The organism is Acinetobacter sp. YH12233 (assembly GCF_013417725.1).
In the GTDB taxonomy this organism is placed as follows: Bacteria; Pseudomonadota; Gammaproteobacteria; order Pseudomonadales; family Moraxellaceae; genus Acinetobacter.
The window spans coordinates 131,406-143,858 of the sequence record NZ_VPDK01000003.1; the positions used below are offsets into that span (position 1 = coordinate 131,406).

Annotated in this window: 13 protein-coding genes; 7 read left to right on the forward strand and 6 right to left on the reverse strand. The window is 40.8% G+C overall.

Annotated features, from left to right (window positions below; translation table 11 throughout):
• Position 1: 1 nt before the first annotated feature.
• The gene (locus tag FTV12_RS02800; RefSeq protein ID WP_004786058.1) at positions 2–475 is read right to left on the reverse strand and encodes an Rrf2 family transcriptional regulator; all 474 of its coding nucleotides are present in this window, start codon (positions 473–475) and stop codon (positions 2–4) included.
• A gap of 111 nt (positions 476–586) precedes the next feature.
• Positions 587–1,237 carry a hypothetical protein gene (locus FTV12_RS02805; RefSeq protein WP_104426168.1) on the reverse strand — a complete coding sequence of 217 codons (651 nt, stop codon included), beginning with the start codon at positions 1,235–1,237 and terminating at the stop codon, positions 587–589.
• 205 nt (positions 1,238–1,442) lie between these two features.
• Here FTV12_RS02805 and FTV12_RS02810 point away from each other — a divergent pair, with 205 nt between their 5' ends.
• The 3 genes from FTV12_RS02810 (at position 1,443) to FTV12_RS02820 (ending at position 4,348) form a co-directional block, all read left to right on the forward strand.
• On the forward strand, positions 1,443–1,922 hold the full coding sequence (locus tag FTV12_RS02810) for a phasin family protein (protein ID WP_034170344.1): 480 nt from the start codon (positions 1,443–1,445) through the stop codon (positions 1,920–1,922).
• A gap of 157 nt (positions 1,923–2,079) precedes the next feature.
• Positions 2,080–2,352: an HU family DNA-binding protein gene (locus FTV12_RS02815; protein WP_004786051.1), complete on the forward strand. Its 273-nt coding sequence runs from the start codon at positions 2,080–2,082 to the stop codon at positions 2,350–2,352.
• A gap of 130 nt (positions 2,353–2,482) precedes the next feature.
• Complete coding sequence (locus FTV12_RS02820) at positions 2,483–4,348, forward strand: SurA N-terminal domain-containing protein (RefSeq protein WP_180025371.1); 1,866 nt, start codon at positions 2,483–2,485, stop codon at positions 4,346–4,348.
• A gap of 110 nt (positions 4,349–4,458) precedes the next feature.
• Here the strand turns inward: FTV12_RS02820 and FTV12_RS02825 are convergent, their stop codons facing one another.
• Positions 4,459–5,331 carry a DUF2797 domain-containing protein gene (locus tag FTV12_RS02825; protein ID WP_179992333.1) on the reverse strand — a complete coding sequence of 291 codons (873 nt, stop codon included), beginning with the start codon at positions 5,329–5,331 and terminating at the stop codon, positions 4,459–4,461.
• 35 nt (positions 5,332–5,366) lie between these two features.
• Here FTV12_RS02825 and FTV12_RS02830 point away from each other — a divergent pair, with 35 nt between their 5' ends.
• Entirely contained in the window at positions 5,367–5,837 is a 471-nt protein-coding gene (locus tag FTV12_RS02830) for a DUF6231 family protein (RefSeq protein ID WP_004786043.1), read from the forward strand.
• Between the two features lie 113 nt (positions 5,838–5,950).
• Positions 5,951–6,625, forward strand: a complete 675-nt coding sequence (locus FTV12_RS02835) for a YidB family protein (protein ID WP_179992334.1) — start codon at positions 5,951–5,953, stop codon at positions 6,623–6,625.
• Positions 6,626–6,683: 58 nt separating this feature from the next.
• Here the strand turns inward: FTV12_RS02835 and FTV12_RS02840 are convergent, their stop codons facing one another.
• From FTV12_RS02840 to FTV12_RS02850, 3 genes are read right to left on the reverse strand one after another with little or no spacing between them, the layout of a single operon-like run.
• Entirely contained in the window at positions 6,684–7,304 is a 621-nt protein-coding gene (locus FTV12_RS02840) for an OB-fold-containig protein (RefSeq protein ID WP_179992335.1), read from the reverse strand.
• A gap of 20 nt (positions 7,305–7,324) precedes the next feature.
• Complete coding sequence (locus tag FTV12_RS02845; protein ID WP_373684488.1) at positions 7,325–7,633, reverse strand: Rieske (2Fe-2S) protein; 309 nt, start codon at positions 7,631–7,633, stop codon at positions 7,325–7,327.
• 14 nt (positions 7,634–7,647) lie between these two features.
• Positions 7,648–8,652 (reverse strand): adenosine kinase, encoded by a 1,005-nt coding sequence (locus FTV12_RS02850; RefSeq protein WP_166136667.1) that lies wholly within the window; start codon positions 8,650–8,652, stop codon positions 7,648–7,650.
• A gap of 261 nt (positions 8,653–8,913) precedes the next feature.
• On the opposite strand from FTV12_RS02850, the gene FTV12_RS02855 reads away from it, so the two are divergent.
• Together FTV12_RS02855 and FTV12_RS02860 are read left to right on the forward strand one after the other, a co-directional pair.
• The gene (locus tag FTV12_RS02855) at positions 8,914–9,363 is read left to right on the forward strand and encodes a GNAT family N-acetyltransferase (protein WP_034170350.1); all 450 of its coding nucleotides are present in this window, start codon (positions 8,914–8,916) and stop codon (positions 9,361–9,363) included.
• Positions 9,364–9,510: 147 nt separating this feature from the next.
• Positions 9,511–12,450, forward strand: a complete 2,940-nt coding sequence (locus FTV12_RS02860; RefSeq protein ID WP_179992336.1) for an insulinase family protein — start codon at positions 9,511–9,513, stop codon at positions 12,448–12,450.
• Positions 12,451–12,453: the final 3 nt, after the last annotated feature.

The window sequence follows — 12,453 nt, forward strand, 5'->3', positions numbered from 1 at the left end:
GTCAAATACCTGTAACCGATAAAAGGGCTGAATCAATGTTTGCTGAATTTTGGCGTAATGACACGGTTTGTACGTTGTCACGGGCTACAAGGTCAGCAAGGGTGATTTTTGCGAGATAATCGGCAATGTGGTGGGAGAGTTCTTGCCATAAATCATGAGTCAAGCACATCGCGCCATTTTGGCAGTTGCCTTTATGGTCACAGCGAGTCGCATCAACTGTTTCGTTTACAGCTTCAATAATTGCTAACACAGTAATTTCATCTGCGCTGCGTGCTAAATGATATCCACCATTGGCACCGCGAACACTCGAAACTAGACCATGACGTTTTAGTTTCGCAAATAACTGCTCGAGATAGGCAACAGAAATAGTTTGACGTGCTGCAATTTCAGCAAGCGTGATCGTTTGTTCAGATGGCTGCAAAGCTAAATCAAGTAGAGCAGTCACTGCGTAGCGACCGCGAGTGGTTAGGCGCATGATTCGATACACATGGTTAGACTAGATGTGTAGATTTTATGAATCCCGACTAAATTAGTCAAGTTATTTTTGTGAATGGCGAGCGTATTTAATTTTCTGAAAATGAAAGAATTACGCGCTGATCCAATTATACACTAATAACGCAATCAAAAGTACTGTGATTATACTAAAGACCATATTGATCCGCTTTTGACGGCGTTCCATACGTTTAATGCGGTTGCGATACTGTTTAACTTCAACTTGCAGGCTATTAATTTTAGAACGCTGATCTTCAATTTTCTTTAATAAAGGCGCAATACGTTTTCTTGATGAAACAATATCGGTCTCATCTGCCGGTGGTTCAGATAACCAGTGTTTCCAGTCGGACAATACTTTAGGTAAGGCAAATAAAGTCAGTAAATCACGGAACTCGTCTTTTAAAACCTGATTACCGTCAATTCGCATTGCACGAATGCTTCTGCGATTGCCAAAGATAAAGATCTTAATCAGATCCATTAAAGTAGTGCGAACATCCAGATCAATAACTCTGCCTGGTGCTTTATAGTCAAATAACAGCCCGTCTTTGGTAAACTGAACATAGAAATCAAAATATGGAATATAACTATTGATTTTTATTGTAATATTCTCATCTACAAACTTCTTCGCCTGAAGAGCAACAACACGGTCATGTTTGAGAATGAACGTGAATATTGTTTCTAAAACGATTAAAGTCATCGTAAGCAACAAATGTGGTTGATTTTGACTTTGTTGCGATTCACTCATATATAAAACCAATCCTTACCTGAAAATTAAAATGAAAAAGCATCCTGCTGAGTAAAAGATTTCAGGGTTAAATCAAATTAGACTTGAAATAAAGTGCTTTGTAGAACAGTTTAGCAAATCTATCAAGCCCTTAATTTGCTATTATGCGGTGATTTTGTAGATAATTTTATGATATTTGCATAGAAAATAAGCAGGAGTCGTGTACATGGATAAAACAAAAACGACACAAGATACAGATCAGGAATTGATTGAAAAACCAGTGAAGAGTAAGTCAAAGTCTGCTTCAGAGCGACGTTCAATGCTGGATTTTCGTAAATATACCAAGCAGATCTGGTTGGCTGGCCTTGGGGCATTTTCCCGGGCAGAGGAAGAAGGCAATAAACTGTTTGACTCGCTGGTCAAGGTCGGAGAAGAGCTAGAATCCAAAACAGTCGATATTGCAGATCAAACTGTGGAAAAAGTCTCCGAAAAAGCACGCGAATCTGTGACAGATACCAAAGATAAGGTTGAAAAACTGATCGACAACTCTGTTCATCATTCCTTGAATCGTATAGGATTAGTCACACTGAAGGATGTACAACATCTGGAGCGTTTAATTCTTCAGTTGCATGCCAAGGTTGATGAATTGACCTTGCAGCAAGAAAAAATACAGAAAGAATTATCGGAAAAAATACACACAAAATGATTTTCTTCATAATTCAATGTTTTTTTCGCATATATTTTGAAAAAAAAGAGGTTTATAAGTATTGCGTTTATACCTAAAGCATTGCTATAAAGGCGTTATGGTAGTTTAAACAAATTCTTGGACCTTAAATAAACGATATTAAGAGGACGTAGTTTTCATGAATAAATCAGAATTAATTGATGCAATTGCAGAGAAAGGGGGATTATCTAAGGCTGACGCAGGTAAAGCTTTAGATGCTACAATTGCTTCTGTTACTGAAGCTTTAAAAGCGGGTGATACAGTAACTCTAGTTGGTTTCGGTACTTTCGGCGTTAAAGAGCGTGCTGCACGTACTGGCCGTAATCCACAAACTGGTGCTACTCTTGAAATTAAAGCAAGCAAAGTACCTAGCTTCAAAGCAGGTAAAGGCTTAAAAGACGCTGTTGCTTAAGCTGCTTCAATCCTAAAACGCGCCTTCTTTGGCGCGTTTTTTATTGATAGATTTAATTGTTTTGATTAACACATTCATTCAATGGGTTTTTTCGGTTAAAATCCTCTGCAAATAAAATATTGGAATACTTATGGAATCTTTTCGTAAAGTTATTAAGGGTTGGTTGGGCAAGGTCTTGCTCGTTCTGTTTTTAACCCCTTTAGCGCTTGTAGGTATTGAAGGATATTTTAGCGGCGGGAATTCTGATGCAGCAAAATCAGTCAATGGAACTGATATCTCTAAACAAGAATTAGAGTCACTGACAAAATCATTCAAACAACAATACTTAAGTTATGCCAATGGTGATGAAACCTTATTAAATCAAAGCTTCATCGATCAAAAAGCGATGGATACCCTGGTTGCGCGTACATTGCTCTTGCAACAGGCTGAAAAACTCGGGATTAGCCTGAGTGACCAACAAATTGCACAAATGATTTCTCAGCAACCTTCTTTCCAGGAGAATGGCAAATTTTCTAATGCTTTATATGAAAATTACCTGAAATCAATCGGCATGACTAACAATGCTTTAGTAGAAAGTTTACGTAAAGATCATGCACTGAAAATGCTGTCTTCTACTTTTATGGATTATCCACTGGTCAGTCCGGTTGAGATGCAGCAAATTGCAGATCTGCAAACTGAACAGCGTCATATTCATATCGCTAGCGTGAATCTGGACAGCTATAAAAAAGCAGTAAAAGTATCAGAAGCTGATATTGCAGCATATTATGAAAAGCACAAATCCCAGTTCAAGCAACCGACTAGCGTTGATGTGGATTATGTGGTGATCAAGCCGAGCAATATTGATACTGCCAATGTAGCCGTCACTGATGCAGAATTGCAGGAAGCTTATAATAAATTTGTGGCTGACCAGAAGCAGAATGTGAAACCAGAGGTTAAACATATTCTAGTGACTGCAGATAGCCGTAGCGATGCTGAAGCCAAAAAACTGGCAAACGAAATTGCAGCTAAAATCAAAGCTGGTACCACTTTTGCACAAGCAGCAGCTCAATACTCTGAAGATCCTGAATCTAAATCTAAAGGTGGTGCTATCGCTGTCTATGAAAAAGGCGTGTTCGGTACTACATTTGATCAGACTGTTGCATCTTTAAAATCTGGTCAAGTTTCAGCGCCTGTTAAAACGGATTATGGCTACCATATTATTTCAGTCCAACTGCCTGATGTAGCAGTTCCATCGTTTGAATCTCAAAAAGCACGTTTATCTGAAGAAGTATTGACAGCGAAAAAATCTAATGCATTCTCTGATACGGTAAACAGTCTGAATGACATGGTCGTAAGTGCGGACTCGCTGGATGTTGTTGCTCAGGAAGTGAAGGGCGTTCAGGTTCAGAAAGCAAATGGTGTGACCCTTGCGACACGTGATCCATTGCTAAGTAATGCGGCTGTCAAAGTTAAACTGTTTAACGATGACGTGAAAAATGGCGACCGTAATGCATCTTCAAGCATTCAGTTAGCCAATGGTGATGTGGCTTGGGTAAAAGTTCGCAATTATCATGCAGCAGGGGAGCAGACACTGGCAGAAGCTAAACCAGCAGTAAAAGCGAAACTGATTCAAGATAAAGCATTTGCTGCGGCCAAAGCTGAAGTTCAAACTGCATTGAATGAGTTTAAAACCAAGCCTGCAGCATCCGTTGCGAAAGGTAAACTGGTATTTGAAGATGCAGGCATCTATACACGCGCAGAAGGTCTGCTTAAGCGTGATGTACAACGTGCAGCATTTAGCGTGCCAGCGCCTAAAGCAGGTCACTGGTCAGTAACGACAGCAAATATGCCAAATGAATTGGTGGTTGTGGCAGTTTCTGAAGTGAAGAAAAATCCGATCGATGTTTTAAGTGCAGAGCAACGTAGTGAGCTGGTGAAATTGTATCAACAGCTTCGTGGTCAACAAGAATTTGATGATTATACGCGTTACTTAAAATCTCACGCAAAAATCAAATAAGATTCGCTTTTAAAAAACCAGCCTACGGGCTGGTTTTTTATTTTCTTAAGTAAGAAATAATATCCAAAATAAGAAGAGAGCATATAACTCTCTTCTGAAATCCGGTCATTTTATTCCGCTCTAAAAATTAGCTCATAACCTGTATATTTACGGATATTAATCACACCAGTATCCAGAATCAGATATTGGCCTTTAATCCCTTGTAGTTTGCCTCGGATCACTGGAGTTTTATCTAAATTGTGAGATTTGATTTTTTCTGGATATTGCTCTATCGGATAGATGAACTCACGTGGTAATTCCTTATCTAAAACTTCAATATTCTCATTAAACTGCAAATTCTGATTAAACTCTTCACGGATAGTTTGGATTTTCGGTGCAAATTCTTCAATCAACTGATCGCGAACTTCAATCAGATTTAAAGGTTTCGCTTCACCTTTGAGTAATTTACGCCAGTCGGTTTTATCTGCGACTTGGGTACCAAACATCACTTCCAGTTTACCGGAAAGACGGCGAGAACCCACTTTCATGATAGGAAGGGCTTGAGTTGCACCCTGATCCAGCCAACGAGTCGGCATTTGATTGATCCGGGTAATTCCGACTTTTAAAGCACTAGAATTGGCCAGATAAACAATATGTGGTTGGAAGCAGACATTCTGTGCAAACTCATCTTCCCGGCAAGTGCCTAAATGATAATGGCAGGTTTCTGGTTTCATGATGCACATATCACATGACGCTTTAGTTTTAAAACATTTAAAACAGTGGCCTTGTGAGAATGATTTAGAAGTTTTTTTGCCGCAAGAAACACAATAGATATTTCCAGTCCATTCAATCTCGATTTCCTGACCTAACTGGAATGGAAGGTTAATTTCTGATCCATCTAATATTAATTTATATTCAACATTTGCCCGCTGGGTATTTTGATCAGTTACACTAAGGTCTGTAAGACCGACGTGCATTTTATGGCAAATGCCCTGAAGTTCCATAAAAAATTACTCACTTAAATCATAAGGATGCAGTCATGGCTGAACAGAATGTCATCACTTCAATGCTAGACGACTTCGCCAAAGAACAGCCAATTCATACTGCTATTTGTATCGGGCAGGATTTAACCCAATCTCAGTTTCAGCAATCTATTCAATGGCACTATTTTAACGTATCTGAGGTTTTAAATCTGCCTTTTCAACAGCGTTATGACCTGGCAGTAGTGATGCTGGACACTCCTGAAACCTTAGCATTGTCAGAACAGCAGAAGAGTCAAATTCTGGTTAAAATGCGTGATTTATTTGCAAAACGTCTGGTTGTGGTGAGTCGCTTGCAGGATGAAAAACTGCTCAGGTCTTTAGGTCTGACCCAGTTGATTGACAAGACGGTTCATGGGGCGGATTTTGCACTCTGGCAATTCAATATTTTAACTTATAAACATGTGCCAGACTGGTTTAACTCTAAATTCTGGGCTAACCCTGAAAACTGGGATAAATATCGCTGGTAAAATTGGAAAGCTAGGAAGGACTTATATCAGTATTGCAAATATTAACAAAATCCTGCATGGAAAATATGAACTCACACTCTATTCTGTAGAGAAGGCGTATACAGGAATGAGTTATGACCAATCTTAGTAGTATTGTAGAAATGCTGGCCAAGCAAGCTTTAGGAAATAACCAAGCTCAATCCCAGCAGCGTTCATCCCAGCAAGGGGGATTGGCAGATATTCTTGGATCAGTATTGGGTCATATCAATAATGCTAATCAGCAAAACCAGAATCAAAATCAGCAGCATCAAAACTCACAACAGCAAAACAAGCAAAATGGCCTAGGTGCAATTTTAGGTTCTGTACTCAGCCAGCTCGGCGGTGGGAGCCAATCTTCCGCTCGACCAAGTTCTGGACTGGGTGGCAGTTCAACAACAAAGACTTTATTGATTGCTGTCTTGCCACTGGTCTTGGCCTGGATTCAGAAACAGGGCGGTTTGCAAGGAGCATTGGATAAGCTCAAAGGACAAGGTTTAAATAGCCAGGTTGATGACTGGGTCTCTACTGGCCCGGGTGAAAATGCCAATGTCGATCCGCAGCAGGTACAAAACCTGTTTGATGACCAGGAAGTAGAACAGGTCGCAGAACAGACCCATGTGCCTAAACAGGATGTCTATAGCGCCATTTCTCAGGTCTTGCCGCAGATTATTGATTCACTGACACCACAAGGTGAGCAAACCAGCAAGCAGGAAGCCAATAATGATATTCAGAATGTATTGAATATGGTCTCAGGCTTGTTTAAAAAATAAATCTATCTATCCAATAAAAAATCCCGACTTTTAGCCGGGATTTTTTCTATTGAATTCTTTAAGCTTCTTCCAGATTCAAGCTAAAGAGTCGGTTGGATTTACAGATCTTCTTGGCCACATAATGCGATTTTCTAAGACGGATTAAAATAATCTGAGACTGAAATTCCAGTTCGCCAAATTCAGGTTCAACCTGAACATAGTGTAACTGACCATACTCATCCCGAACTCGTGCTTGGGCAGAAAAGCCAGGACGGGCATTACCGCTTGAAATTGTAGCTAAACGGCCTAATAGGTTTACATCATTCTTTTTATATTTAGGTGGAATAACCTGATCCAGACAATGAATCATAAATACGGTAAAGAAAATCGCAATGATCAATGCCGGTAGAATGATGTAATAGGCAGGTAAGAAATGATATTCCTGTGAATAGATCAGAAACTGAAGAAAATAGCCGGAAAAGCTAAAATTCATCAGGAAGAAAAAAACAATCAGGGTTTTGGAAAATTTGACATTTAGCCATTCAACATTCTGAAAGTCATATGGAGAAATGCGTTCCAGGAGTTGACTGGGTTTAAGCTTAAAATAGAAGGCAACTGTTTTTGCCACGCCAAGCAGAATGATGAACAATAAACTGAGATGAAATGGCATCAGGTTATAGTTAAGTAAAAACTCAGGCATGGCAAAATCCGTTTTAGCTATTATTCTGAAAGATAAATTCCGCCATCAGAATGCACGGTAATATCAACTTTTTCAAGTGATTGGCCTTGACAAGGTCCAGAAATACATTCACCGCTTTCGACTACGAACAGCGCGCCATGAGTAGAGCATTCAATAAATTCCTGATCACGGTCCAGAAACTGGTTTTCCAGAAATTCCAGTTCTACCTGTAAATGTGGACAAATATTCTGGTAAGCATAAAACGAACCATCACGCTGGGTAATAAAAATTGTATCCCCATTCGGAAGTTCAAAAGAGCGTGCTTCACGCTCTGGAATATCGTCAGTCATGCAAATTTTAAACATTAAGCACATTCCTTAAGAACATCTTTTAATAATGCTGTGTATTCTGAAACCGCCAGTCGTGGCCCAAATTGCGCTACCACTTGACTAGACACCAAAATTGCCAGTTCTGCTGCTGTTTTTAAGCCAAGACCCGCATTAAGTGCATATAAAAAAGCACCCGCGAAAGCATCGCCAGCCCCATTGGCATCCACTGCAGTTACAGCACGGCCCGGCACAGTAAAGGTTTCACCATTATTGGAAATAAGCGCACCATCAGCTGACATTGTAATGACAACGTATTGACTTAATTCCTTGAGTTTAGCCAGAGCTGCTTCGATGGTATCTGTTTCGGTATACATCAATGCTTCTTGCTGGTTGCAGAACAAGAGATCAACGCCATCTGCAATCATTTCATCCAGACCGGCACGGGCATATTGCACCATCGCAGGATCAGAAAGGGTAAATGCGATTTTAACCCTATTGGCTTTGGCAATTTCACGCGCCTGTTTTACGGCCTGACGTGCTGTTTCGGAAGTGGATAGATAACCTTCGATATAGAGCCATTTAGCAGTTGTTAAAGGCTGGAAGTCAATCTGTTCATCTGTGAGTTCAGCAGTAATACCTAAATAGGTATGCATGGTACGTTCAGAATCTGGGCTGACCAGAACCATACAGGTACCTGTTACGCCTTCACTAATCGATTGGGTTGTAGTTTTAATGCCAGCTTCATTTAAGCCATGCAGATAGATATGACCCAAATCATCATTACCGACACGGCAGGCATAGAATGCAGAGCCGCCCAAAGCTGCAAATGCAACTGTAGTATTGGCTGCTGAACCGCCTGAAGCCTGACCTTTATAAGTTTGAGTTGCTTTTAAGTTTTGATACAGAGTAGCCTGAGCTTCACCATCCGCAAGTTGCATGGTGCCTTTTTGCAAGTGATGTGCAGTTAAAAACTCATCAGAAACTTTAAATTCCTGGTCAATCAGCGCATTGCCAATCGCAAAAAGGTCAACAGTAGACATATCCAAATATCACATTAAAAATGAAAGTGCTAAGTTTACACGATTGCTCGGGTTTGCTGTAGTTCACTGAAACATTTTCAGAATACTTTAAAAAATACTGTAACTTATTCAGCTTGAATCTTTGGTCTAAGAATTGATTTATTTTTAAACGGTAGCGAGTGCAGCCATTGATTTAAAGGTTGGATTTTATTTATAAGATTAGAGTACCAAGCAGTTATACTGGTGCGACATTTGAACAATCATCTAAAACAGTGTGGGTATATGGATATTAAGATTGTAACAGCCGAGCAGCTCCCTGATCAGATTGACACTTTAGCGACACTGGCGCGTAAAGAAGGTTATGACCTGATTGATAAGTTAATTGAAGAATACCGCACTGGAAAAAACTGTTTCAGTCAAAATAATGAATTTCTGGCCTGTGCCTATGATGGCAATAAACTGATTGCCTGTGGCGGCTTAAACCAGCAATGGGGCGATAACGGCATTGAAGAAAGAATTGGCCGGGTACGTCGCTTCTATGTGCATCCAAAATATCGTCAACATGGTGTAGGTAAGCAGCTTCTAGCTTATCTGGAGCAGTTGGCACGACCATTTTATTCAGCACTTTGTTTACAGACCGATACCAAACTGGCCGCCAGTTTCTATCAAAAACAGAACTATGTCTTTGTTGAAAACCACCCGAGTTATAACTATTTCAAGTATATGATCTAGAGATCATTGCCAAACCTGATCATTTAAAAATCAGATGATCAGGTTTACTTAATTCGATCAAAATCCTCGGTTTTCTGCGTGAATAATTCAAACAACTACAGCTATAATGCGAATAATAATTTTTTAATTTAAGCATTAGGAGATCGCATGACTGTAGATGTCACTGAAACCATTTCTCAAACTGTACATCCTGCGTTTCAGTTGGTACGTCAACAACATGTTGAAGCTTTAGACATTTTAGTGTCTGAATATAAGCATAAAGTGACTGGCGCCACCCATTATCATCTGGCGACCAATCACGATGAAAATGTTTTTCTGGTTGCGTTTCGCACCCAGCCAATGGATTCAAAAGGTGAAGCGCACATTCTGGAACATACCGCACTGTGCGGCTCAGAAAAATTCCCGGTACGTGATCCGTTCTTCTTGATGATTCGCCGTTCGCTTAATACTTTTATGAATGCCTTTACAGCGGCAGACTGGACGGCTTATCCATTCGCAACTCAAAATGATAAAGACTTCCAGAACTTATTAGAAGTGTATATGGATGCGGCTTTCGCTGCGAACCTGAATCCGTTGGATTTTGCTCAGGAAGGCATCCGTATTGAACTGGAAAATGGAGAACCGGTATATAAAGGTGTGGTATTTAATGAAATGAAAGGGGCAATGAGCTCACCTTCAGATCAGCTTTATCATACTTTGGCACATCACTTATTCCCGGACACCACTTATCACTACAACTCAGGCGGCGATCCTAAAGATATTCCAGACCTGACTTATGAAGAGCTGGTGAACTTCTATAAAACGCATTATCACCCAAGTAATGCTGTATTTATGACCTTTGGTAATAAATCTGCTGCTGAGTTACAGGAACAGTTTGAAAATCTGGCGCTGTCTAAATTTGAAAAAGGTGAAACACTTTATTCAATACCAGAAACCCGTTTAACTGCGCCACTCAATGTGACAGAAACCTATGCAGTTGATGGGGAAGATCTGAAGGACAAGACTTATCACGTATTGTCATGGTTATTGCCAGAAGCGAGTGATATCAAGTTACGTTTAGGCTTGCGTCTCGTAGAAGGGATTTTGCTGGAAGATTCAGCATCTCCCTTACGTCATTACTTGGAAACCTGTGGTTATGCACAGTCAACTGGCCCATTCATGGGCGTAGATGATTCCAACTTTGAAATGACCTTCTACTGCGCGGTTCAAGGTTCAAACCCTGAACATGCTGAAGAATTCAAAAACGGAGTTTTCAAAGTTCTGGAAGAAGTTGCCTCTAAACCTGTTGATCAACAGGCAGTAGATGCGATCCTACATCAGATCGAATTGCATCAGCGTGAAATCAATGGTGATGGTACACCGTATGGTCTAAGCCTGATTTTAAGCGGCTTAAGCAGTGCAATTCACCATCGTGATCCAGTTGAAGTCTGGGATGTGGACTCTGCAATTGCTTCAGTAAAAGAAGAGTTGCAAGATCCAATGTGGCTGTCGAATCTGATTAAAGATCATCTTTTAGATAACCCGCACCGTGTTCAACTGACTTTAGTTCCAGATGCAACTAAATCTGCCAAAGAAGCGGAAGAAGAAAAAGCACGTCTGGCTGAAATTGGTAAAGCTTTAACTGAAGAGCAAAAAGCAGAGATCAATGCTCAAACTGAAGCGTTAAATATCCGCCAAGATACTCCAGATGATTTGAATCTGTTACCTAAGGTGGGTCTGGAAGATGTGCCTGCGGAATTGCAGATTGTTCAAGGCCAGTTGCGTGAGATTATCTGTAACCGCGTAGATACGCCGTTGAATCTTTATCATGCAGGTACCAATGGGATTTATTACCAACAGGTGTTGGTGAAAATTCCAGATGAAGTGGTGCAATCACCGTATTTCAACCTGTTGTCTATTTTAATGGGTGAAGTTGGTGCGGGTGAATATGATTACCTGCAATTCCAGCAACTGCAAACAGCAGTCAGTGGTGGTCTGGGCATGGGCGCTTCATTGCGTTCTAAAGTGGATGACAAAAACAAGATCAGTGCGTGGCTAACTTTAACGACTAAATCTTTGGCTAGCCATCTGGATGCGATCCGTCTGTTAAAAATCGGTTTCGAGCAGCTACGCTTTGATGAAAAAGGCCGTATTATTGAGTTATTACAACAGCGTAAAACTCGCTGGCAGTCGCGTATTTCCGGTTCTGGTCATAGCTATGCGATGCAAGTAGCATCACGTCAGCATAGTGCTCTAGCCTTGCGTGATTATCATAATACCGGTCTGGGTGCCTTGAACTGGCTGATTAACTTGGTCAATCACGCTGAAAAAGATCCAGCAGCTTATGACGCCATGATTGAGGAATTAAAACGCATTCATGCAGTCTTGCTACAAGCGCCAAAACAATTCCTGTTGGTGTGTGAAGAACAGCAGTCTGAGCGTCTGATTGAAGAAATTCAAAACGTGTGGGACAAACTGGAAGTGAATACTGCACCTGCAGAATTGACTCAGGTTGAAAAAGTTAATCATAGCAATGATGAAGCCTGGTTGATTCAGACTAATGTGCAGTTCTGTGCAGCAGCTTATCCTGCGGTAGAAGTTTCACATCCTGATGCTGCTGCCTTGATGGTATTGGCAGGCTACTTGCGTAATGGTTATCTGCATAGCGCAATCCGTGAAAAAGGCGGTGCTTATGGTGGTGGCGCAAGCTATGACGGAAATGCATGTTCTTTCCGCTTCTATAGTTATCGCGATCCACGCTTAGCAGAGACTTTCCAGGACTTTGATGCAAGTATCCAATGGTTGCTTAACGCACCTCAACAACCGCATCAGCTGGAAGAAGCCATCTTGGGTTTAATTGCCAGTATGGACAAACCGGGGTCACCAGCAGGTGAAGCGATTACAGCCTGTTATGCCTACCTGCATCAACGTACGCCAGCATTCCATAAACAGCTTCGGGAACGTTTGTTGCATGTCACTTTAGATGATTTGGAACGTGTCGCACAGACTTATCTGGTTGAACAGCAAGCTTCAAAAGCGGTGGTTGCGCCATTTGCCAAACGAGAAACTTTAGAACAACTCGGCTTTACAATTCAGCAAGTTCAATAAATA

What these genes read in the sequence shown, in the direction of transcription:
- FTV12_RS02810 (WP_034170344.1), top strand. Translation starts at nt 1,443, where the DNA reads ATGGATAAAACAAAAACGACACAAGATACAGATCAGGAATTGATTGAA.
- FTV12_RS02815 (WP_004786051.1), top strand. Translation starts at nt 2,080, where the DNA reads ATGAATAAATCAGAATTAATTGATGCAATTGCAGAGAAAGGGGGATTA.
- FTV12_RS02820 (WP_180025371.1), top strand. Translation starts at nt 2,483, where the DNA reads ATGGAATCTTTTCGTAAAGTTATTAAGGGTTGGTTGGGCAAGGTCTTG.
- FTV12_RS02835 (WP_179992334.1), top strand. Translation starts at nt 5,951, where the DNA reads ATGACCAATCTTAGTAGTATTGTAGAAATGCTGGCCAAGCAAGCTTTA.
- FTV12_RS02800 (WP_004786058.1), bottom strand. Translation starts at nt 475, where the DNA reads ATGCGCCTAACCACTCGCGGTCGCTACGCAGTGACTGCTCTACTTGAT.
- FTV12_RS02845 (WP_373684488.1), bottom strand. Translation starts at nt 7,633, where the DNA reads ATGACTGACGATATTCCAGAGCGTGAAGCACGCTCTTTTGAACTTCCG.
- FTV12_RS02850 (WP_166136667.1), bottom strand. Translation starts at nt 8,652, where the DNA reads ATGTCTACTGTTGACCTTTTTGCGATTGGCAATGCGCTGATTGACCAG.
- FTV12_RS02805 (WP_104426168.1), bottom strand. Translation starts at nt 1,237, where the DNA reads ATGAGTGAATCGCAACAAAGTCAAAATCAACCACATTTGTTGCTTACG.
- FTV12_RS02855 (WP_034170350.1), top strand. Translation starts at nt 8,914, where the DNA reads ATGGATATTAAGATTGTAACAGCCGAGCAGCTCCCTGATCAGATTGAC.
- FTV12_RS02840 (WP_179992335.1), bottom strand. Translation starts at nt 7,304, where the DNA reads ATGCCTGAGTTTTTACTTAACTATAACCTGATGCCATTTCATCTCAGT.
- FTV12_RS02825 (WP_179992333.1), bottom strand. Translation starts at nt 5,331, where the DNA reads ATGGAACTTCAGGGCATTTGCCATAAAATGCACGTCGGTCTTACAGAC.
- FTV12_RS02860 (WP_179992336.1), top strand. Translation starts at nt 9,511, where the DNA reads ATGACTGTAGATGTCACTGAAACCATTTCTCAAACTGTACATCCTGCG.
- FTV12_RS02830 (WP_004786043.1), top strand. Translation starts at nt 5,367, where the DNA reads ATGGCTGAACAGAATGTCATCACTTCAATGCTAGACGACTTCGCCAAA.